We start from the raw sequence: 21926 nt of genomic DNA, 5'->3' as shown, positions 1-21926 counted from the left end.
AGCCGAGGGATTAGAGGCCGTTCGGCAGAAAATTCTTGATGACCTTCTTGCCGTCCGGTTCAGCCAGAACCATCGTGCCGCGGGCATCGCGAATGAACTTGTTGGAACGCTTGATCATGCCGTGGCGCTTGCCGGCGGCAGCCGACAGCACCTTGCCGGTGGCAGTAATCTTGAACCGCTTCTTGGCGGCCGATTTGGTCTTCATCTTGGGCATTTTGCTACTCCGTATTGGTGGCGCACCATCGCGCTTCTTGTCCGCTTCGGGCCGACCAAAGCCCGAAAAGCAAATGAAACCGCCACGGCATGCCCTGCCGGGCGGTTTTCTTGGAACGGCAGTCCTATAGATCAAAGACGGCCTGTGTGCAACACCTGCAGCGATGCAACGCGCTGTCTTGATCAGGGCAGACGGAAGAGCACCGGCAATACCCCCGACTGCTGCGCGCCGTCGATCAGCTCGAAGGCCGGCAGCGCCACCAGGAACACCAGGCCATCGAGCAGCGTGTTCAACAAAAGGCGCGGCTTGAAGCTGCCGGTGTCGCCTTCCTGGTAGAGCGACAGGTTCGGGAAGAAGCGCGGCACCTTCGCCAGATAGGCCGCGTAGGGGGCGCCGAGCACCCCCTTCAGATACCGCTCCTCGCGCAGGATGACGATCTGGAACGCGCCGGCGCACAGCAGCGCAAAGAGAATGATGCCTGAAAATGAGCCGATCTGCGCGCCGACGCCGGCGGCCGCCACGGTCGAGAACAGATAGAGCGGGTTGCGGGTGATCGAATACGGCCCGCCGGTGACCACTTCGGAGGATTTGCGCCCGCCGATATAGAGCGTCGACCACAATCGCCCGACTATGCCGAGAAAGATCAAGAGCACGCCGAACATCTCGATCGACTCATGCATCCAGGTGTCGGGCGGGAAGGTCGACTGGCCAAACAGCAGCGCGCAGAACAGCACCACCACCAGCACCGCGATCACGATCCGGCGCATGTGCTGGTAGCCGCCCAACCCTTCGTTCCGGTTGTCGGCAGGCACCTTCACTTCATCGACCATGACCCATCCGATCGTCGCGTTTGCTCGCGATCGGGAAAATCCGATCGTCGATTGACTCGCGATCGAGGAATTCGATCATCGAGTAGCCATCGATCGGATTGAAAACAGGCGCCCCGCCGATCGTCGGGACGCCGTGCCCGGCAATTCGGGCGGATTTTAGAGCGGGTGCAACGCTGCCCGGCAACTCGCGAAAGCGTGATGGACGCGACGCTTTAGCGGCCGCGCCATCCGAAGGTCAGCGCGGCGCCAGAACCATCATCATCTGGCGGCCTTCGAGCTTCGGCTCCGCCTCGACCTTGGCGATCGTCGCCACTTCCTCGCGCACCTTGTTCAGAAGCTGCATGCCGAGCTCCATATGCGCCATCTCGCGGCCGCGGAAGCGCAGCGTCAGCTTGACCTTGTCGCCTTCCTCGAAGAAGCGCCGCACGGCCTTCATCTTGGTCTCATAGTCATGGCTGTCGATGTTCGGGCGCATCTTGATCTCCTTGATCTCGATGACCTTCTGGTTCTTGCGCGCCTCGGCCGCCTTCTTCTGGTTGGCGTATTTCAGCTTGCCGAGATCGAGGATCTTGACGACGGGGGGCACAGCATTGGGCGATATCTCGACGAGATCGAGCCCGGCCTCCTCGGCCAGCAGCAGTGCGTCGTTGATGGAAACATCGCCTCGGTTCTGGCCTTCGGCGTCGATAAGCTGGACCCGGGGAACCCGGATGTCTCGGTTGGAGCGCGGCCCGTCCTTGGTGGGTGCCGCTGCTTTGAAAGGTCTGCGAATGGTCGTGGTCTCCTCGGCCGTTTCGTTCAGGGTTCAGTAAATTCGAATTGCTGGACGCGCCTATGTGGGGAGCGCGGGGCGTGAGTCAATAGCACAGGCTGGTTGGAAAATCACCTGTCCGCTTGCCTTTACCTGCACCAAGCAAAGAAATGCCGCGAGCACTTTTCGTTGAACCACCGCCTGTGTCAAAAGACCGGCGGAAAGGACAAGCCCATGGCCGCCAGCGCTCCGGTTTTCATCGATGTCGACGGATCGAGCATCGCCGTCAGGCAGGCGCCTGGCGCGGCGCCCGGCGTGGTGTGGCTCGGCGGCTACAAGTCCGACATGCTGGGCACGAAGGCGGAGACGCTTGCCGCCTGGGCCGCTCGCGAGGGCCGCGCCTATCTGCGCCACGACTATTCCGGCCATGGCGAGTCTGGCGGCGAATTCGCCGACGGCACGATCTCCAGATGGCTGGCCGAGAGCCTCGCCGTCTTCCGGCGTTTCAGCAAAGGCAAGCAGGTCCTGGTCGGCTCCTCGATGGGGGCGTGGATCGCGCTGCGCATGGTGCAGGAATTGCGCCGGGCGGGCGACGACCGCGTGGCCGGTCTCGTGCTGCTTGCGCCGGCGCCTGACTTCACGATCGAGTTGATCGAACCGGTGCTGACCAAGGCGCAGAAGCGCGATCTTTCGAAAAAGGGATTTTTTGCCGAGCCGTCCGACTATTCGGACGAGCCTTATATCTACACCCGAGCGCTGATCGAGGACGGCCGCGCCAACCGGGTCATGATCGGACCGATCGACACGCACTGTCCGGTGCACATATTGCAGGGCCTGGCCGATCCGGACGTGCCGTCCAGCCATGCCCTGAAGCTCGCATCGATGCTGCCCGCCGACGATGTGACGCTGTCGCTGATCCCCGACGGCGATCATCGCCTGTCCCGTCCCGAGGATCTCGACATGCTGCAGCGCGCCGTCGCCGACATGGTCAGGCGGGCCGCCTGACCATGCGCATCTCCATCCCGATATCCGCCTTCGTCGCCGCGATCGTCGGCTTTGGCGGCACGCTGGCCCTCGTCATCGCCGCCGCCAAGGCGGTCGGTGCCACACAGATCGAGACCGCAAGCGGCGTGACGGCGATCTGCCTTGCCATGACGATCGAGTGCCTGTGGCTGTCCTGGCGCACGAAGATGCCGGTCATCACCGCCTGGTCGACGCCGGGTCTCGCGCTGATCGCGGCCTCCAGCGGTTTCACGATGCCGCAGGCCGTCGGCGCCTTCATGGTCACCGGTGTCCTTCTGGTCGCCACCGGCCTGTTCAAGCCGCTGACCCGGCTGATCGCGCAGATCCCGGCCTCGGTCGCGTCCGGCATGCTGGCCGGCATCCTGGTCAGCTTCGCCGTCAATGCGGTGAAGGCCATTCCCGCCGATCCCTGGCTGATCCTGCCGCTGATTGCCGCCTTCTTCGTCATCCGCCTGTTCAATCCGGCGGTTTCCGTGCTGGTGGTGCTGGTCGGCGGCGGCCTTGCCGCTTTCCTCACCGGCCGCGTCGGCAGCCTGCCGGTGCCGGAACTGTCGACATTGACGTTCATTGCGCCGCAATTCACTGCATCGGCGATCATCGGCCTTGCCCTGCCGCTCTATCTCGTCACCATGGCCTCGCAGAACCTTTCCGGCCTGGCGGTGCTGCGCGCCGCCGGCTACCACCCCGAACCCGGCCCGCTGATTGGCGTAACCGGCCTGTTCTCGCTGCTCTCGGCGCCGTTCGGCGCCGCGACCACCAATCTCGCGGCGATCTCGGCCGCAATCTGCACCGGCCCCGATGTCCATCCCGATCCGGCCGAGCGGTGGAAGACCGGGCCGTTCTATGCGCTCGCCTATCTCATCTTCGCCATCTTCGGCGCCTCGCTGGTGGCGATCTTCGCCGTCCTGCCGCAAAGCCTGATCGTGCTGGTCGCGGGGCTTGCCTTGACGGCGCCCCTAGCCAACGCGCTGTCGATAGCCCTTCATGACGCTGGCGACCGCATGCCGGCCACCGTCACCTTCGCCGTGACGGCGTCGGGGCTCACGCTTTTCGGCGTCGGCGCCGCTTTTTGGGGCCTTGTCGCCGGCATGGCAGTGCTTTTCCTGGAAAAACTCAAAAAGCGATAATCATTTCATGCGCTTCGCCGGTTTTGGCCGGATTTGTCTTGAATAGCCTATTTCGCCTTCCCATTTCGATTCCACGCAGCCGGTTTGGCTGTCTCCAACGGAAGGATTGGGAGAAATGAATACGAGTGCATTGATCCGTCCGGCCTGGACGCCGGCCACCATCGCGCTGATGGTCATCGGCTTCATGGTGTTCTGGCCGCTCGGCTTCGCCATGCTCGCCTACATCATCTGGGGCGACCGGCTGGAAGGCTTCAAGCGCGACGTCAACCGCGCGACCGACGGCATTTTCGCCGGCTGCCGCCGCGGCTCCGACAAGGCGGCCCGCTGGGGTCACGGCTCGGCCCGCACCGGCAACGTCGCCTTCGATGACTGGCGCGAGAAGGAACTGGAGCGCCTGGCCGAGGAGCGCCGCAAGCTGGACGAGATGCTGACCGAGTTCGATGACTACGCCCGCGAGCTGCGCCGCGCCAAGGACCAGGAAGAGTTCGACCGCTTCATGGCCAACCGCAACAAGCATACCGCGCCGACCACCACCGACTCGGCCGACAAGCCCGCTTCCAAGCGCGGCAAGGGCACGAACCTGCTCGACGACTGAGATCCTGCGCATGACCCCGAAAATCGACGCCGATTTTCGGAAAAGGTCATGCGCAAACTTAAAGTGCTGCAGCGTCCTTTGCGCGTCCAAGGGACGCGCGGCGCTGCAGGGACAGGTCTCGGCTTAATATGCGGCGTCGCGTCTAGCGGCGCCGTTTCTTTTTTGTTCTCTTTGTAGCTTCCCTCCACTGGCCGTTTTTTTCGAATCGCGTATCGTCCAGCCATGACCCTCGGCTTCTTTCGCAATCTGACCAAGCCAAAGCCCACGCCTGTCGTGGAGCGCGAACATTGCGTCGCCGGACGCACGCTCCCGCTGAAAATCGTCGAAAGCGCCAGGGCCAGGCGGCTCACTTTGCGCATCGATTCCGGCGGCCAGGGCCTGCGCGTCACCGTGCCGCCCGGCCTGCGCCGGGGAGAGGTGGAGAAATTCCTCGACCGCCACCAGGACTGGCTGGAGCAGCGCCTGGCCAAGGTGCCGACCCGCCCGCAAGTGCGCCCCGGCATAAAGATCCCGATCCGCGGCGTGCCGCACCGCATCGTGCATGAGCCTTCGAAGCGCGGCACCGTCACCGTCTCGCGCGACGACCGCGGCCAGCTTCTGGTCGTCCATGGCGAGCGCATCCATCTGCCGCGCCGTGTCGCCGACTACCTCAAGCGCGAGGCCAAGAAGGAGATCGAAAGGCTGGTGGTCAAGCACACCGAGGCGATCGGCAAGCGCGCCAAGGCCATAAGGTACAAGGATACCTCCAGCCGCTGGGGGTCATGCACCTCGGAGGGCAACCTCTCCTTCTCCTGGCGCATCATGATGGCGCCGCCGGCGGTGATAAACTATTTGGTGGCGCACGAGGTGGCGCATCTGAAGGAGATGAACCACGGCCCGAAATTCTGGAAGCTGTGCGAGAAGCTCTGCCCGGATACCGACCGCTGCAAGGACTGGCTGAAGCGCAACGGCGGCGCGCTGCAGGCGATTGTGTTTGAGTAGCTACAGCGGGGCAATGGTGCGAAGGCCGTCGGCACTGCTAGCCGAGCCATCTCAACTTCGTCATCCACGGGCGGAGCAAGGAGCGAAGCGACGCGCGCAGACCTGAGGATCCATGCCGTGACGTGCGAGCGCCGCAGCGGTGCAAGCGATGCTATGTCGTTGAACGAAAAAGAGAACATTCTCCGCCGGTGCACCTTTCGGCTGATGTAACGGCATGGATCCTAGGGTCTGCGCGCCGCTCCGCGTCGCTCCGCCCTAGGATGACGACCGCGTAGTTGCCTCGCCTCACGCACCCCCTCAATCATCATTCGCCGCGTTCAGCTCCTCGGGCCGCAGCCCTTCCTCGATATGCGGCCACGGCAGGAAATCCCGGTCGAAGGCGTCGCTGCTGAAATACTCCAGCGCCCGGTGCGCCTCGGCGCCGTTGACGGCGGCCTTGTCGATCAGATGCGCGATCACCTCGCGTGCCTGCGCGATCTTTTGTCGGAGTTCGGCGACGGTCCGGTCGGCCATGATTATCCTGCTCTCGCCTGTGGTCCCTATATGAAGGTAGCGTTTTCCGCCGTGGTGGCAACAGCATGCTTTTTCTCGACTCTCGCGGCTTTTCGTGCCAAGCCCGCGCCATGACGCTCGACATCAAGATCTGCGGATTGAAGACCGACGCCGCGATGGCCGCCGCCCTTGCCGGCGGCGCCAGCCATGTCGGCTTTATCTTCTTCCCCAAAAGCCCGCGCTATGTCGAGCCCGCCGAGGCCGGGCGCCTGCGCGAAGCGGCGCGCGGCAAGGCCTTGGCAGTTGCCGTCACGGTCGACGCCGATGATGCCTTCCTGGACGAGATCGTCGCCAAGATGCAGCCGGATATGCTGCAACTGCACGGTTCGGAAACGCCTGAGCGCGTGGCCGAGATCAAGGCGCGTTACGGCCTGCCGGTCATGAAGGTGTTTTCCGTCAGCGAGACAGCCGACCTCGAGCGTATAAAGCCGTTCGTCGGGATTGCCGATCGTTTCATGTTCGACGCCAAGCCGCCCAAGGGATCGCAGCTTCCGGGCGGCAATGGCGTCGCCTTCGATTGGCGCATCCTTGCCGGCCTTGACGCCGGGCTCGATTACATGCTTTCCGGTGGGCTCAACGCCGCCAATATCGGCGATGCCCTGAGACTGGCCAACCCTCCCGGAATAGACGTCTCGTCCGGTGTGGAAAGCGCTCCGGGCGTCAAGGATCCGGCACTGATCGAGCAGTTTTTCCGGGCCGTCAGGGCCGCGCGCGACGACCGCGCCGCCTGAGCAGGCTCAAACCCGAGCATGTCCCGGAAAAGTGGAATCCGGTTTTCCGACAAGGACATGCTCACCAAGTCAAGGAGAGATCGGCGATGAACAAGCCGGCTATGCCCAATTCCTTCCGCACCGGACCCGACGAGCAGGGCATGTTCGGCATTTTCGGCGGCCGTTTCGTTGCCGAAACGCTGATGCCGCTCATCCTCGATCTCGAAGAGCAGTGGAACCACGCCAAGAATGATCCGGAGTTCAAGGCCGAGCTGCAGAACCTGTCGACCCACTATGCCGGGCGGCCCTCAAAACTCTATTTCGCCGAAGGGCTTACGAAGCATCTCGGCGGCGCCAAGGTCTATTTCAAGCGCGAGGATTTGAACCACACCGGCTCGCACAAGATCAACAATTGCCTAGGCCAGATCCTGCTTGCCAAGCGCATGGGCAAGAAGCGCATCATCGCCGAGACTGGCGCCGGCCAGCACGGCGTCGCCTCGGCAACCGTCGCGGCGCGCTTCGGCTATCCTTGCGTCGTCTACATGGGCGCCACTGACGTCGCCCGCCAGAGCCCCAACGTCTTTCGCATGAAGTTGCTGGGCGCCGAGGTGCGGCCCGTCACTGCCGGCCACGGCACGCTGAAGGACGCCATGAACGAAGCCCTGCGCGACTGGGTCACCAATGTCGAGGATACCTATTACCTGATCGGCACCGCCGCCGGCCCGCATCCCTATCCGGAGATGGTGCGCGACTTCCAGTCGGTGATCGGCTCGGAGGCGCGCGCGCAGATCCTGGAGCAGGAAGGCCGGCTGCCGGATGTCATCATCGCTGCCGTCGGCGGCGGCTCCAACGCCATCGGCCTTTTCCATCCCTTCCTTGACGACAAGGAAGTCCGCATCATCGGTATCGAGGCCGGTGGGCGCGGCCTCGACGGCGTCGAGCATTGCGCTTCGATGAATGCCGGCAGGCCCGGCGTGCTGCACGGCAACCGCACCTATCTGCTGCAGAATTCCGACGGCCAGATCCTCGACGGCCATTCGATCTCGGCCGGTCTCGACTATCCGGGTGTCGGTCCCGAGCACTCCTGGCTGCGCGATTCCGGCCGCGTCCAGTATGAGCCGATCCTCGACGACGAGGCGCTGGAGGCCTTCCAGCTCACCACCCGGGTCGAAGGCATCATCCCGGCGCTGGAATCGGCGCACGCCATCGCCCATGCGATGAAGATCGTGCCCAAGATGGACAAGGACCAGCTCGTCATCGTCAATCTGTCCGGCCGCGGCGACAAGGACGTGCATACGGTGGCGAAGATGCTGGGCATGGAGATCTGACAATGACCACCCGCATCGACCGCCGCATGGCGAAGCTCAAATCCGAAGGCCGTCCGGCTCTGGTCACCTACATCATGGGCGGCGACCCCGACTACGAGACCTCGCTGTCGATCATGAAGGTGCTGCCTGCCTCGGGCTCCGACGTCATCGAGCTCGGCATGCCCTTCTCCGATCCGATGGCCGACGGTCCGGCCATCCAGGCGGCGGGTCTTCGGGCGCTGAAGGGCGGCCAGACCCTGGCCAGGACGCTGAAGATGGCATCCGAGTTCCGCGCCGGCGACGACGAGACGCCGATCGTGCTGATGGGCTATTACAATCCGATCTATATCTACGGCGTCGAGCGCTTCCTCGCCGACGCCAAGGCCAGCGGCATCGACGGCCTGATCGTCGTCGACCTGCCGCCGGAGATGGATGAGGAGCTCTGCATTCCGGCGCTGAAGGCCGGCGTCAACTTCATCCGGCTGGCGACGCCGACCACCGACGACAAGCGCCTGCCCAAGGTGCTCGAAAACACCTCCGGCTTTGTCTATTACGTCTCGATGACCGGCATCACCGGCTCGGCGCTGGCCGACACCGCCAAGGTCTCGACGGCGGTAACCCGCATCAAGGGCCACACCGCGCTGCCGGTCTGCGTCGGCTTCGGCGTCAAGACCGCCGAGCAGGCGCGGGTCATCGGCGCCTCGGCCGACGGCGTCGTGGTCGGCACGGCGATCGTCAACGCGATCGCCAATGTGCTGGGGCCGAAGGGCGAGAAGACAGCCGATCCGGCCGAAGCCGTCGCCACGCTGGTCAGCGGACTCGCCCAGGGTGTCCGTTCGGCCCGCCTTGCTGCCGCCGAATAGCCTGACTATTCCTCTACAAGCAGTTCCGGACGGAAAATCGCCACAGACTTTTCCTGGAATTGCGTGAAGTCCTTTCCAGGACGGGAGCCGAAGCCATGAACTGGATCACCAATTACGTCCGCCCGAAGATCAATTCGATGCTCGGCCGGCGCACCGACATGCCGGAAAACCTCTGGATCAAGGATCCCGAGACCGGCGAGATGATCTTCCACAAAGACCTCGAGTCCAACCAGTTCGTCATCCCGGCCTCCGGGCACCACATGAAGATCTCGGCCAAGGAGCGGCTGAAATACTTCTTGGACGACGGCAAATACGAGGTGCTGGAAAATCCCAAGGTCGTCCAGGACCCGCTGAAGTTCCGCGACGAGAAGCGCTACACCGATCGCCTGAAGGAGGCCAAGGCCAAGACCAGCCTCGAGGATGCGATCCTCAACGGCGCCGGCACCATCGACGGGCTGCCGGTCATCGTCACCGTGCAGGATTTCGCCTTCATGGGCGGCTCGCTCGGCATGGCTGCCGGCGAAGCCATCGTGCACGCCTTCGAGGTCGCGCTGCAGCGCAGGCGGCCGCTGATCCTGTTCGCCGCTTCCGGCGGCGCCCGCATGCAGGAAGGCATCCTCTCGCTGATGCAATTGCCGCGCACCACGGTCGGCGTCGACCGGCTGAAGGAAGCCGGCCTGCCCTATATCGTCGTTTTGACCAACCCCACCACCGGCGGCGTCACCGCCTCCTACGCCATGCTGGGCGACGTCCATATCGCCGAGCCGGGCGCGCTGATCGGATTTGCCGGTCCGCGCGTCATCGAGCAGACCATCCGCGAAAAGCTGCCCGACGGTTTCCAGCGCGCCGAATATCTGATGGAGCACGGCATGGTCGACATGGTCGTCTCCCGGCTGGAGATGCGCCAGACCATTTCCCGGCTCTTGAAGATGCTGCTCAAAGTGCCGCCGGCCGACAAGCCGCTGGAGCCGGAGATCCTGCCGCCGGCGGTGGTCGGCGCCGAGTCACGGCCACAAGCCTGACACGATATCGGCCTGGCGCGACATCGTTCGCCGCGAACCGCGATTTGCGCCGAGCGTTGTCTGCTGTAGCCTCTTATTTGCATATGACCGTTCCGAGACCGATTCCCGGTCTCCGGGTCAGGCGTTAGGATTCCGCCATGACAACGCTCTCCGCCGAACGCGAAATCGAACATCTGATGACACTGCATCCGAAAGGCTTCGACCTTTCGCTGGACCGCGTCACCCGGCTTCTCGAACGCCTCGGCAATCCGCAGGACCGGCTGCCGCCGGTCATCCACATCGCCGGCACCAACGGCAAGGGTTCCTGCGCCGCCTTCTCGCGCGCGCTGCTGGAGGCGGCCGGGCATCTCGTCCACGTCCATACCTCGCCGCATCTGGTGAACTGGCACGAACGCTACCGGCTGGCGGCCGAAGGCGGCGGCAAGCTCGTCGATGACGATGTTTTCGCCGAGGCCATCGCGCGCGTCGCCGAGGCCAATCAGGGCCAGAAGATCACCGTTTTCGAGATACTCACGGCCGTCACCTTCGTCCTGTTCTCGGAGCATCCGGCCGAGGCCGCGATCATCGAGGTGGGCCTTGGCGGCCGCTTCGACGCCACCAACGTCATCAAGCGGCCCGCGGTTTCGGTGATCATGCCGATCTCGATGGACCACGAAGCCTATCTTGGCGACCGCGTCGAGCTGATCGCCGCCGAGAAGGCGGGCATCATGAAGCGCGGCTGCCCGGTGGTGATCGGCGCCCAGGAAAGCGAGACGGCGCTTCAGGTGCTGATTGAGACGGCCGAGCGGCTGGATTGCCCGACCTTTGTCTACGGCCAGGATTTCCTCGCTTTCGAGGAAAACGGCCGCATGGTCTACCAGGACGAGGACGGGCTGATGGACCTGCCCTTGCCGCGCCTGCCTGGGCGGCACCAGTACGCGAATGCCGCCGCCGCGATCGCCGCTGTAAAGGCGGCCGGCTTCGAGATCGGCCATCGCGCCGCCGAGCGGGCGATGACCCATGTCGCCTGGCCGGCACGCATGCAGAAGCTGACGCAGGGCAAGCTGGTGGACCTTGCGCCGAAAGGGGCCGACATCTGGCTGGACGGCGGCCACAATCCCGGCGCCGGCATCGTCATCGCCGAGGCCCTGGCCGAGCAGGAGGAAAAGAATCCGAGGCCGCTGGTGCTGATTTCCGGCATGATCAACACCAAGGACCAGACCGGCTATTTCAGCGCCTTCAAGGGCCTCGCCCGCCATGTCTACACCGTGCCGGTGAGCAACAGCGATGCCGGCGTCCCGAATGACGAGCTGGCATTGCGTGCGGAAGAGGCCGGCCTGTCGGCCGAGCCGGTCAGTTCCGTCGCCAGCGCGCTGATGCTGCTGCGCGACTCCTGGGACGGCCCGGCGCCGCGGATTCTCATCGGCGGCTCGCTCTATTTCGCTGGCGCCGTGCTGGCCGAAAACGGCACGCCGCTGACCTGAGGCCAGGTCGAGACAGCGCTGCGGATTTCGGCGGGGGCCGAAAGGAACCGGCCATGATCAAAGTCAGGCAGCTCGCCCATGTCTGCATCTTCGCGCACGACCTGGAGGCGACGCGCTCCTTCTATCGCGATGTGCTCGGCATGGACACAAGGTTCAATTTCCTGCGCGACGGCAGGATATTCGGCTTCTATCTCGATTGCGGCGGCCGCAGTCATGTCGAGGTCTTCGAAAAGAACGAGGCCAGCTACAGCGACCGCAACCAGATCAACCATTTCTGCCTTGAAGTGGAAGATATCGACGCTGCGATCGCCCATATCCGGTCGAAAGGCGTCGCGGTGACCCCGAAAAAGCTCGCCTGCGACGACACTTACCAGGCCTGGATCAGCGATCCCAACGGCGTGAGGATCGAGCTGTTTGAATACACCACAAAAAGCGCCCAATTCGCCGGCGGCGATCGCGTCGCCGACTGGTGACTAGTTCGGCTGATTGACTGGTCCGAAATTCGGCTAGACAAAGGGATTTGAAAGGTCGCCGTTGGTCTTGGTGCAAGATTTATTTGCGTGAAATCAGCGCAAACGCCGGGGATTGGTTGAAGCCGCCCCAACCTCGTCATTCTATGGCGGAGCAAGGAGCGAAGCGACGCGGCGCAGACCATAGAATCCATGCCGTGACTTGGAAGCGTTGCCGCGGTGCAGAATTCTGCTCCGTTGCACGCCTTGGCGAAGGTAACGGAATGGATTCCAGGGTCTTCGCGACGCCGCTTCGCGGCTGCTCCGCCCTGGAATGACGATCGCGATGGGTGTTTCGGCTAGCCAGATCGGTTACTTCAGCTCGATCTCGATAAAAGCGTATTCGCCGTCATTGGCGTTGATGACGTCGTGCTCGACGCCCTCGCGACGGAAATAGGGCGCCCCCTTCTTCATTTCGGCGAAGGATTCTCCGTCCTTGGTCACCAGCTTCACCTTGCCGTCCATCAGCGGCACGACGACATAGTCGTGACCATGGCGGTGCCAGCCGGTGTTGGCGCCCGGCGCGAAGCGGTACTCGGTGACGATCACCCGCTCATTGTCGACATGGACTGTGGCCTTGGCTGTTCCGGTCATGGCATTCTCCTTTTCCTGTAGAAGAGGAGATGGCGGGCGCGAACGTCAGGGCCAGGGCGCCATGAGCGATGGCGCCAAAGAAAAGCCCGGCGCGATGGCCGGGCTTGTTCCTTGGGTATCCGAATGGCTTAGGCGAGAGCGCCGTTGATCCAGTGCGACAGCGCGGTCTTCGGCGCCGCACCCACCTTCATGTCGGCCACTTCGCCGCCCTTGAAGATCATCAGCGTCGGGATCGAGCGCACGCCAAACTGCGCGGCAAGCTCCGGATTCTCATCGATGTTGAGCTTGGCGATTTTCACCTTAGAGCCGAGCTCCTTGGCGATCTCTTCCAGCGACGGGCCGATCATCTTGCACGGGCCGCACCACTCTGCCCAGAAATCCACCACGACCGGCTCCTTGGCGTTGAGCACATCGGCCTGGAAATTGCCATTGTCGACCTTGACGGTGGCCATGCTGAAATCCTTTCGAAAACTCGGGTTGCCCCAAATGTGGTGGTTGCGGCGGCGATGTTCAAGCAGTTCTTGTGTCACGCTCCCGTGAGTCGGGCAAGGGCATCGTCCATGGCCCTGGCCGGCAGCTCGATCAGCCGCGGTGCCTCGGTGAACAGCAGCGCCGCCGTCACCGCGCGTCCCGGATAGAGCGGCTCAAGCAGCGCGCGATAGAGCGCAAGCTGCAACACATAGGCGGGCGGCACTTCGGCAAGGTCTTTGGGGGCCGGCCGGTTGGTCTTGTAGTCGACGATCGACACGTTTTGCGGGGTAACAGCCACCCGATCGATCTTGCCGGAGATGGAACGCAGCCTGCCCTTCACCTCCAGGCTGCCCATGATCGCGACCTCCGCGCGGGACGACGGCGAGAACAACGCGCCGAAGCGGTCGTCGGACAGGATGGAGAGCACCGCATCCATCGCCCTGTCGCGCTCACCATCTGGCCAATCTGCGCCGGTGCGCGCCAGGTAGCGCTCGGCCGAACCGTGCCTTTCCGTCTCGGCGATGCCGGGCAGCATCTGCAGCAATTTGTGCAAGGCAAGGCCGCGCACGACCGCGAAGCCGGGCTCGGCGGCAGCGTCGAGCACCGGCGAGCGCGTATCGGGAATAGCGTCGTTTGCTTCCTCGATCAGCGCCGAGGCGCCGGAGGGCGAAAGCGGACGCGGCAGCTCCTCATAGGGCGGCAACGGCTGGAAAAGGGTGTCCGGCAGCGGCGCAAGATGCTCGATTGGATGCTCGGCTACGCCCTCCGCCAGCGCCACCGGCGGTAGTTTCGTCATATGGAAGCGATGCACCGCCACATCGGCCGTCGCCGGATGACGCCGCTCGGAACTCTCTGGCGCGCCCAGCAGCGCGCGGCTGACGATCGAATGCCAGGTGCCGGGGCTGGGCTGCCGCTTGCCGTGATAGCCACAGACGATCAGCCGGTCCTCGGCGCGCGTCATGCCGACATAGAGCAGCCGCCGGTATTCGTCGTCCGCCAGCTCGCGCGCCCGCACCGAGGCCGCCTTCGAGACGCCATTGGCGACATCGCTGGCCGAGCGCCACAGATAGCCCTTGCCTTTCCATTGCCCGCCTGAGCTCTCGAACGGCATCAGCCTGGGCAGATGCTGGTCGCTGAACGGCGCGGAGCCGCCATCGACGAGGAAGACCACCGGCGCTTCCAGGCCCTTGGCGGCATGCACGGTCATGACGCGGACCTCGTCGCGCGTCTGGTCCATCTCGCGCTTGATCTCCGGGCCGGCATTCTCCAGCGTCGATAGGAAGGATTCCAGCCCCGGCAGTCCGGTCCGTTCCTCGGCCATGCAGAAGCTCAGGAATTCGTCGAGGATGTCGCCGGCTTCGGGTCCAAGCCGCGCCGTCATCTTGCGGCGCAGCCCGTCGCGCGCCAGCGCCGCGGCGTAGAATTCGAAGACCGGCTTGAACGCCACCTCGGTTGCCCAGCCATCGAGCCGGCTAACAACAGCGGCGAGGGAAACATCCTCGGCCGCGTGATGCCTGAGCGAGGCAATCAGCGACTGGCCCTTCGGCCTTTGGCCGGCAAGCGTCAATAACGTCTCCTCGGAGACCTCGAAGATGGGGCTGCGCAGCACCGCGGCCAGGGAAAGATCGTCTTCCGGCTGAATCAGGAAATGTCCGAGCGCGATCAGGTCCTGCACCGCGATATGGCCGGGCAGGCTGAGCCGATCTGCGCCGGCGACCGGGATCTGCCGGTTCTTCAGGCTGCGCGACAGCGCATGGACGAAGCGGTCGCGCTTGCGCACCAGCACCAGGATGTCGCCGGCGGTCAGCTTCCGGCCCTTGCCTTCGATCACCTCGCCTTGCTTGAGCCAGGTCTGGATGGTCGTGGCGACATGCTCAGCGACGCGCACCGCGGGGGCGCTGGCATGGTTGACCGGTAGCGTCCAATCGCCCGGCTCCTCGACCATTTCGGCGCCGACCGAAGGCCACACCTCGACATAGCCGGGCGCGTCATTGCGGATCGCCTTGTGGCTGAGCGGATCGGGATCGTGGCTGATGCCGCGCCGCACGCCGGGTTCCGCGAAGACGCGGTCGACGGCGGCCAGCACATCGTCGCTCGACCGGAACGACCAGGTGAGCTTGAGATTGGCGAAGGCGGCTTCGGCGTCGCGCACGCGCCCGGCAAACAGCTGCCGGCTTTCAGCAAAGGAATCCGGCACTGCCCCTTGGAAGGAGTAGATCGACTGCTTCTCGTCACCGACGGCAAACACCGTGCGCCTGACTGCCTCGCGCTGGCCGAGCCCGGCAAAGAACTCTTCCGTCAGCTTCTTCACCACCTCCCATTGGTCCGGGCTGGTGTCCTGCGCCTCGTCGAGCAGGATATGATCGATGCCCTGGTCGAGCTTGAACTGCACCCATGGTCCGGCATCGGGCCGTGACAGCAGGCTCACAGTGCGGGTGATGAGGTCGTTGAAGTCGAGGAAGCCGCGTCCGCGCTTCAGCTGTTCGTAGCGCGCGATCAGCCAGCCCGCGACGGTGAGCGCCGCCGCCGTGCCTTCCAGCATGCGGAACAGCGCCAGCCGGTCCGACACGTCGAGGATAGCCTTGACCGTCGCAAGGTAGCGGTCGGGCAAATCCGGCAGCCGGTCGACCAGCGCCTTCTTGAAGATCTTGGCCGGCTCATAGGGGTCGCCGTCGGCCTTGAGGAAGGCCTTTGCCAACAGCCGCAGCCGGCGGATCGGGTCGGCTTCGGCGAAGGCGCCCCTGGCATAAGGGATGACATTGTTCAGCACCTGCCGCGCGTCTGCGGCTTCGGCGGCCTGCGCGAATTCGGCGAACTGGCGGAGGTCGAAGCCAGGCAGCGGCCATAGCGAAGCGGCGATGCCCTCGGCCGTCTGTCCCGGCCTGAAGCCGAATTCGGCGAAGAGCGGCCGGAAATCCCGATCCCTGCCGAGCTTGGCGATGAAATCGCGCAACTCGTCGCGCTTGCCGACGATCTCGGCAAGCAGGGAATCGAGACCGAACTCGCCGCCGCGCTCCAGCACGGTGGCGAAGGCTTCCGCCAGGCCTTCGTCGCCGGCGCCAGCGCCCGAGATCATGTCGCGGCGGGCATCGGCGAACAGCGAGGCCTCCATCTGCGGATCGAGCATCTCGAAATGCGCCGGGATGTTGGCTTCGAGCGGGAACTGGTGCAGCACGGATTCGCAGAAGGCGTGGATGGTCTGGATCTTCAGCCCGCCCGGCGTCTCCAGCGCCTCGGCGAACAGCCGGCGCGCGCGCCGCATCATGTCGCGGTCGGCGCTGCGGCCGTCCAGCGCCGCGATCCTGACCGCCAGCTCCGCATCGGGCAGCGCTGTCCATTCGGACAGGGTCGAGAACACGCGGTTCGACATGTTGGCGGCGGCAGCCCGCGTGTAGGTCAGGCACAGGATCTTCGACGGATCAGTGCCGTTGAGCAGGAGCCTAATCACGCGCTGCGCCAGGACATGCGTCTTGCCGGAGCCGGCATTGGCCGACACCCAGGCGGAATAGGCAGGATCCGAGGCGCGCGCCTGGCTGGCGGCCGTATCGGAGGGGATCGGATATTTCATCCTTCCGCCTCGTCTTCGCTGGCGCCGCCCGCCGACCATTCCAGCACACGCGCCAGATGATCGTAATCGCCGTCCGCCTCGCCCTCGCGGAAGGGAAGGGCGCGCGACAGATAGCCGGTGGTCGGGTCGGCATAATGGAACAGCAGCCGCTCTAGCCGCGCCCAGGCTTCCTCGGAAAGGTCGTTGGCGGTGCGGGGCTTGCGGTTGTATTCGAGGATCGATTCCTCGAACACCTCGCCATTCGGCTTCAGCCGCACGAAGGCAAGCTGCGAGGGCTCGCGGATGCCGAGTTCCCTGAACGCGCCGCGCCTGAGCAGCGCGCCTTCCAGCGCAAGCTGCGGCGACAAAAGCGTGTGCGCCTGCGCTTTCGAGGGCGAGGAGCCGGTCTTGTAGTCGAGTATGTCGGCCATGCCGCCGGCCAGCAGGTCAACGCGGTCGGCATAGCCCGACAGCGTCACGCCGGTGCGGCCGACCACAGTCTTCTCGGCGCGTTCCTCGGCATAGCGTCTCGCGACGGCATCGGCGCGGGTGTGCTCCCACTCGATGATGTTCTCGGCGAGCTTTTCGAAACGCGGCCACCAGACAGCCTCGATGTCCGGCGGAAGCTTTGCCTCGGCAAAACAGAGGCGGCCGGCTTCGATGAGGCTCGAGAGCGCATTCGGCGCCCTTGGATCCTCCACCCGCCGCGAGAACAGATGCAGGACCTCGTGAAACAAAGTGCCGCGTTCGGCGGCGCCCGGATCGCGGATCAACGGCTCGAGCGGCGAGAGCCCGAGGATGCGCCGCGCATAGACCGCGTAGGGGTCGCGTCGCAGCGTCTCGATCTCGGTGACCGAGAAATGCTGCGGCCGCATGCTGAGCGGCGGCCTGGGCTGCGGGCGGGCGGCGAAATCCTTCTTCTCGCCGGCATCGATCGAGCGCGCCCAGCCAAGCAGCGCGTCACCCCGCCCGCGAAGCGCCGCCGCCGGCCCCTTGCCGATGAAGGTCAGGATGCGCTGCAGCCAGCGCGACGGCACCGCCGGCGCGTCGCCCGAGCGCGCCGACCGTGTCAGCACGACCTCTTTCGTGCCCATCGCCATCTGGAAATCATGCGCGGCAAGGCCGATGCGCCGCTCCGGCGGCTCGAGGTTGATGCCGGTCTTCATCAGCCGCGACATGAAGCGGTCGCTCTCGGGCTTGCGCGGCCAGACCCCTTCATTGAGCCCGCCGATGACCAGCGTGTCGACATTCTGCAATCGCGCTTCCAGCGCACCCCAGATGGCGATGCTGCGGTCGGTGCCTTGCGCCGGCTTCACCGTCTCCGGCGCGATCAGCGCTTCCATCACGTCGGGCCATTCCGAAGCGGCGAAAGTGAAGGGCGACGACGCAGCCACCAGCCCGCGCAACAGCTCGGCGAGCTTTTCGCCGGCATCGCCGGCATAGAGTTCCGCCAGGCTGCCATCGGCGGCGCGGCCGAGATCCTCCAGCGCGACGACGTTTGCGCTCGTCAGCGTCGCGATGTCGGCGTCCTTCTCGTCACGCATAGCGGTGAGCGGCGAGAGCGCCTTGGTAAGGCGGCTAAGCATGCCGTGCGCCTGCTCGATGCCGCGCACGGTCAGCCGCGAAAACCAGAAAGGCTGCCTTGTGTCGCCGCTCAGCTCCGCGAGCCGCGTCTCGAAAAGCGCGCCGAGCGATGCGACATCGGGCCGGCCCGTGCCTCCCCGTAAGGCGACCAGCTCGACCAGCTCGGCCGCCTTGCGCACGGCCTGGCGTTCGAGGCCGAGCCCGAGCAGCGGATGCTTGAGCAAGGAGAGCAGGCTTACCGGGTCGCCGGGCCGGAAGGCGGCGCTCAGCGCGAGCCTGAGCAGGCTGGCGGCCGGCGTGTTGATGAGCGGCGCGCCGCCGGAATCGTCGGCGACGACGCCGAAACGCAGAAGCTCGGCCGAGACCCGCCGCGCCAGCGCCCGGTCGCCGGTGACGAGCGCCGCGCGTTTGCCCGGAGTCTCCACCGCCCGCCTCAAGGCGATGGCGATTGCCGCCGCCTCGTCGCGTTCGTTCGCTGCTTCCACCAGCGTCACGCCCGCAAGCGCCTGTCCGATGTCATATGACGTGAAGCGCGGTCGTGTCTCGGTCCAGTATTCGGTGGTTTCGGCCGGCCGCAGCGCCTCGCCGACAAGGGCCGCGCGCAGCGCCAGCGGCGGCGGCGCGGCGACGACATCCTCGACATCGCGGCGCGGGATGCCGATGCCGCCGATCAGCTTGGCGAGGCCGTATTGCGGGTGGCCGAGCGTTGCCGGACGCGCGCCGGGCGCCGTGATCGCCGCGAAGGATGCGTCATCCAGCTCGCGGTCGAGCCCGGGCAGCACGACGGCGCCATTGGGCAGCCCGGCGATCACGCCAAGCAGTTCCGCCGTGGCGGGAATCGAGCCAGTCGAACCGGCGGCGATCACCGGACCGGAAGGCGGATTGCTCTTCAGCCGCGCCGCCTCCAGCCGGATCAGCGCGCTGCGATGCGCGGCCGGATTGGAGCGGTTGCGCTCCTTCAGCAGTTCCGGCCAGTTGTCGGTGACGATGCCGAGGAAATCGAGCGTCACCTGCCACCAGCCGGCGAGATTGCCGGTGACCAGCGTCGCGAGCTTCGCCCAATCCGTGCCTTCGGTCTCGATCTCGTCCATCAGCCGGGCAAGGTCGCGCGCCAGCCAGATGGCGTCGGCGGCCGAGGTCGGCACGACGAATTCCTCGTTGAACCGCTCTCTGACATGCGCCGGCAGGCTTTCCTTCCAGGCGCGCACCAGCGGCGCCAGCAAAAGCAGCCGTTCCTGCGCAGCGATTGGCGGCGCGAGGTCTATCGCCGGCGCCGCCTCGGCGTCGAAGGCTGCCTCATCCTCGTCGAACTCGCCGAGCGGCCGCACCGTCGGCAGGATGGCCGAGCGTTGACCGAGCATGTCGACGAAGGCGCCGCGCAGCGCCCGCGCCGCGCGCCGGGTCGGCACGTAGATGGTAGCGTCGGCCAGCGCCAGCGGCTCGCCGTCGAAGCGGAAGCCGGGAATCAAGCGCCCGTCGAGCAACGCCTCCGCCAGCGTCGGCAGGAACGGCGCTCCGGGCGGGATGGAAAGGACGCGGCGCGCGCCGCTCATATTGCTTTCGCGAGGGCGCCGGCCACAGCCGCTTCAGCGGCAGGTATCGCGTCGGGCGTGCCGACGGTGATCCAGCGCCCGTTCATCTTCATGCCGAACAGGCGCCCGGCGGCGATCGCCTTGTCGAAATAGACGTTGAGCGAATGCGAGCCGGTCGGCGGTTGCCTGAAGATACGCGGATGGATGATGGCGGCGCCGGCATAGATCAGGCCCGCGGGATCACCCTTCGAGCGCGTGAGCGCGCCATCCGGAGCAACCAGGAAATCGGTGCCGACGCAATGCCCGGTCGCTGAGTCGAGATCGGTAAGCATCAGCAGAATATCCATTCTGGCGGCGTCCCATGCAAGGGCGAGACGCTCGAGGCTGGGCTTGCCGCTGTCGATCCAGAAGGTATCGGCGTTGATGATGTAGAAGGGCTCGCTGCCCAAGAGCGGCAGCGCCTTGACGATGCCGCCCGCCGATTCCAGCAGCGCCTCGCGCTCGTCGGAGATGACGATCTTCGGCGCGCTGCGTCCGGCGACATGGGCGACGATCTGCTCAGGCAGATAGTGCACGTTGACGACCGCCTTGGCGATGCCGGCGGCCTCCAGGCTGTCCAGCCCCCAGTCGAGCAAGGTCTTGCCGGCGATCTTCACCAGCGGCTTCGGCATCGTGTCGGTGATCGGTCGCATGCGCTTGCCGAGCCCGGCCGCCAGCACCATCGCGGTCGTCGGTTTCATGGGACCCGTTCCTCGAGCAGGCCGTGCGCCATGTAGAATTCCTTCAGGCCGGCCAGCGCCGGATGCGCCAGTGCCCGCCTCAGATAGTCGCGGATGCGCGGCAGGTGCTTCAGATAGTAGGGCTTGCCGTCGCGCTTTTCGAGCCGAACGAAGATGCCGAGGATTTTCGAATTGCGTTGCGCCGCCATGATCGCGTAGGCCTCGGCGAAGCCGGCCTCATCGAAGGCGCCCGCGGCATGCCGCGCCGCGACATAGGCCGCCACCGTCCGCCGCTCGATCTCGGGCGAGACGGTGACGCGTGCGTCCATGGCCAGGGAGGCGACGTCATAGGCGGCGGGGCCGATCAGCGCGTCCTGGACGTCGACGATGCCGAGCCGGTCGAGGGCCGATCGCTCTGCGCGCCAGATGATGTTGGGCGAATGGAAATCGCGCAGCATCAGCGTGTATTCGCTGCCGGCGAGGCGGTCGAGCACCGCGTTCCATTCCTTGTGATAGCCTGCCCGCAACACGCCGTTTGCCGGCCCGCCGGTGATCCAAGGCACATACCAGTCGACCAGGAGATCGGCCTCGATCAGCATGGCGTCGCGATCGAAGGGCGGCACGTCGTGGACCACGCCGGGCGCTGCTTCCATGCGCGGGGGCCAGGCCTTGCCATGCATCATGGCAAGCAACTCGGCCGCCGCCTCGTAACGCTCTGCGATAGGCTGGCCGTCGCCGCTCAAGAAGCCTTCGGAGCCGAGATGCTCGAGGAGCAGAAAACCCTGGTCGAGGTCCTGGGCATGGATCACCGGCACGCTGACCCCGTTCGCCAGCAGCGCCTTGTCGATGGCGACGAAGGCGGCGACGGATTGAGCCGTGTGAGCGATCACCGCATAGGACTTGCCCTCGCGCACGGGCGGCCCGAGCACGAGGCGCGGTGAGTTCATCAGCACGCGCGGCGCCTGGGCGGGCAGTGAGACGATCTCGTAGGAGCGGGCGGAGGCGTCGCCGACAAAATGGCGGCGGCTGGCTTCGCCCCATCCGGCCGAGACCAGGAAATCGCGCATGGCCAGTGATCGCACCAGGCGATCATAGGCCGGTCCCTGTCCCGACAACCGCGCCAAGCGGCCCTCGCCATGATCGGCGAGATCGACCCACAGCGTATTTACAGGCAAGCGGTCTGCAGCCCGTTCCGGCCATTCGATCAGCGCCGTGCCTTGGCTGAGAGCATCGTCGAGCCCAAGTTCGTCGAGCTCGTCCGGTGAGGAAAGCCGATAGAGGTCGAAATGGTGGACGGGGACGCGCGTCTCGTAGCTCTGTACCAGCGTGAAGGTCGGGCTGGGCACCTCGAGGCTGGCATCGTCGGCCAGCGCTCGGATCAGCGCGCGGGCCAGCGTCGACTTGCCGGCGCCGAGATCGCCTTTGAGCGCGATCGCGTCGCCGGCGCGCAATGCCATGGCGAGATCCTCGCCAAGCCTTGCCGTTGCCGCCTCGTCGGCGAGAAAACGCTCCAGCACCATCCCTGTCATATA

General features: G+C 65.3%; 20 protein-coding genes. 10 read left to right on the top strand and 10 right to left on the bottom strand.

What is annotated here, in order from left to right; translation table 11 throughout:
* Positions 1–10: 10 nt before the first annotated feature.
* The 3 genes from rpmI to infC form a co-directional block, all read right to left on the bottom strand.
* The gene (gene rpmI / locus EJ069_RS23565; protein ID WP_027166935.1) at positions 11–214 is read right to left on the bottom strand and encodes a 50S ribosomal protein L35; all 204 of its coding nucleotides are present in this window, start codon (positions 212–214) and stop codon (positions 11–13) included.
* Between the two features lie 182 nt (positions 215–396).
* Positions 397–1044 (bottom strand): isoprenylcysteine carboxylmethyltransferase family protein, encoded by a 648-nt coding sequence (locus EJ069_RS23560; RefSeq protein ID WP_126063351.1) that lies wholly within the window; start codon positions 1042–1044, stop codon positions 397–399.
* Between the two features lie 235 nt (positions 1045–1279).
* The gene (gene infC, locus EJ069_RS23555; protein ID WP_010912915.1) at positions 1280–1816 is read right to left on the bottom strand and encodes a translation initiation factor IF-3; all 537 of its coding nucleotides are present in this window, start codon (positions 1814–1816) and stop codon (positions 1280–1282) included.
* 213 nt (positions 1817–2029) lie between these two features.
* Here infC and EJ069_RS23550 point away from each other — a divergent pair, with 213 nt between their 5' ends.
* The 4 genes from EJ069_RS23550 (at position 2030) to EJ069_RS23535 (ending at position 5521) form a co-directional block, all read left to right on the top strand.
* Positions 2030–2800, top strand: a complete 771-nt coding sequence (locus EJ069_RS23550) for an alpha/beta hydrolase (protein ID WP_126063350.1) — start codon at positions 2030–2032, stop codon at positions 2798–2800.
* A gap of 2 nt (positions 2801–2802) precedes the next feature.
* The gene (locus EJ069_RS23545; RefSeq protein WP_126063349.1) at positions 2803–3945 is read left to right on the top strand and encodes a benzoate/H(+) symporter BenE family transporter; all 1143 of its coding nucleotides are present in this window, start codon (positions 2803–2805) and stop codon (positions 3943–3945) included.
* Between the two features lie 115 nt (positions 3946–4060).
* Positions 4061–4540: a DUF2852 domain-containing protein gene (locus EJ069_RS23540; protein ID WP_126063348.1), complete on the top strand. Its 480-nt coding sequence runs from the start codon at positions 4061–4063 to the stop codon at positions 4538–4540.
* 222 nt (positions 4541–4762) lie between these two features.
* Entirely contained in the window at positions 4763–5521 is a 759-nt protein-coding gene (locus EJ069_RS23535) for a M48 family metallopeptidase (protein ID WP_126063347.1), read from the top strand.
* Between the two features lie 297 nt (positions 5522–5818).
* Here EJ069_RS23535 and EJ069_RS23530 read toward each other — a convergent pair whose 3' ends face one another.
* The gene (locus EJ069_RS23530; RefSeq protein WP_126063346.1) at positions 5819–6034 is read right to left on the bottom strand and encodes a hypothetical protein; all 216 of its coding nucleotides are present in this window, start codon (positions 6032–6034) and stop codon (positions 5819–5821) included.
* Between the two features lie 110 nt (positions 6035–6144).
* Between EJ069_RS23530 and EJ069_RS23525 the strand changes: the two genes are divergently transcribed.
* From EJ069_RS23525 to EJ069_RS23500, 6 genes are all read left to right on the top strand, one after another.
* Positions 6145–6804 (top strand): phosphoribosylanthranilate isomerase, encoded by a 660-nt coding sequence (locus EJ069_RS23525; RefSeq protein WP_126064855.1) that lies wholly within the window; start codon positions 6145–6147, stop codon positions 6802–6804.
* A gap of 86 nt (positions 6805–6890) precedes the next feature.
* A complete protein-coding gene (gene trpB / locus EJ069_RS23520; protein WP_126063345.1) occupies positions 6891–8111 on the top strand; it encodes a tryptophan synthase subunit beta in 1221 nt (406 codons plus the stop codon).
* A gap of 2 nt (positions 8112–8113) precedes the next feature.
* Positions 8114–8953 (top strand): tryptophan synthase subunit alpha, encoded by an 840-nt coding sequence (gene trpA / locus EJ069_RS23515; RefSeq protein ID WP_126063344.1) that lies wholly within the window; start codon positions 8114–8116, stop codon positions 8951–8953.
* A 95-nt stretch (positions 8954–9048) separates the two neighbouring features.
* A complete protein-coding gene (accD, locus tag EJ069_RS23510) occupies positions 9049–9975 on the top strand; it encodes an acetyl-CoA carboxylase, carboxyltransferase subunit beta (RefSeq protein WP_126063343.1) in 927 nt (308 codons plus the stop codon).
* A 137-nt stretch (positions 9976–10112) separates the two neighbouring features.
* Positions 10113–11438, top strand: a complete 1326-nt coding sequence (locus EJ069_RS23505; protein WP_126063342.1) for a folylpolyglutamate synthase/dihydrofolate synthase family protein — start codon at positions 10113–10115, stop codon at positions 11436–11438.
* A gap of 53 nt (positions 11439–11491) precedes the next feature.
* Positions 11492–11911 carry a VOC family protein gene (locus EJ069_RS23500; RefSeq protein ID WP_126063341.1) on the top strand — a complete coding sequence of 140 codons (420 nt, stop codon included), beginning with the start codon at positions 11492–11494 and terminating at the stop codon, positions 11909–11911.
* Positions 11912–12259: 348 nt separating this feature from the next.
* Here EJ069_RS23500 and EJ069_RS23495 read toward each other — a convergent pair whose 3' ends face one another.
* From EJ069_RS23495 to tsaE, 6 genes are all read right to left on the bottom strand, one after another.
* Complete coding sequence (locus EJ069_RS23495) at positions 12260–12541, bottom strand: cupin domain-containing protein (protein ID WP_040987071.1); 282 nt, start codon at positions 12539–12541, stop codon at positions 12260–12262.
* Between the two features lie 128 nt (positions 12542–12669).
* Positions 12670–12993: a thioredoxin gene (gene trxA, locus EJ069_RS23490; protein ID WP_042637583.1), complete on the bottom strand. Its 324-nt coding sequence runs from the start codon at positions 12991–12993 to the stop codon at positions 12670–12672.
* A 74-nt stretch (positions 12994–13067) separates the two neighbouring features.
* A complete protein-coding gene (gene addA, locus EJ069_RS23485; RefSeq protein WP_126063340.1) occupies positions 13068–16580 on the bottom strand; it encodes a double-strand break repair helicase AddA in 3513 nt (1170 codons plus the stop codon).
* The gene (gene addB, locus EJ069_RS23480) at positions 16577–19696 is read right to left on the bottom strand and encodes a double-strand break repair protein AddB (protein ID WP_126063339.1); all 3120 of its coding nucleotides are present in this window, start codon (positions 19694–19696) and stop codon (positions 16577–16579) included. Before addB ends, addA begins: the two co-directional genes overlap by 4 nt.
* The gene (locus tag EJ069_RS23475; RefSeq protein WP_126063338.1) at positions 19693–20415 is read right to left on the bottom strand and encodes a nucleotidyltransferase family protein; all 723 of its coding nucleotides are present in this window, start codon (positions 20413–20415) and stop codon (positions 19693–19695) included. The genes addB and EJ069_RS23475 overlap by 4 nt, the downstream gene beginning before the upstream one ends.
* Positions 20412–21923: a tRNA (adenosine(37)-N6)-threonylcarbamoyltransferase complex ATPase subunit type 1 TsaE gene (gene tsaE, locus EJ069_RS23470; RefSeq protein WP_126063337.1), complete on the bottom strand. Its 1512-nt coding sequence runs from the start codon at positions 21921–21923 to the stop codon at positions 20412–20414. Before tsaE ends, EJ069_RS23475 begins: the two co-directional genes overlap by 4 nt.
* Positions 21924–21926 lie beyond the last annotated feature (3 nt).

This window comes from Mesorhizobium sp. M2A.F.Ca.ET.043.05.1.1 (assembly GCF_003952445.1).
Taxonomy (GTDB): domain Bacteria; phylum Pseudomonadota; class Alphaproteobacteria; order Rhizobiales; family Rhizobiaceae; genus Mesorhizobium.
This window is presented reverse-complemented; position numbering and strand designations above follow the sequence as displayed.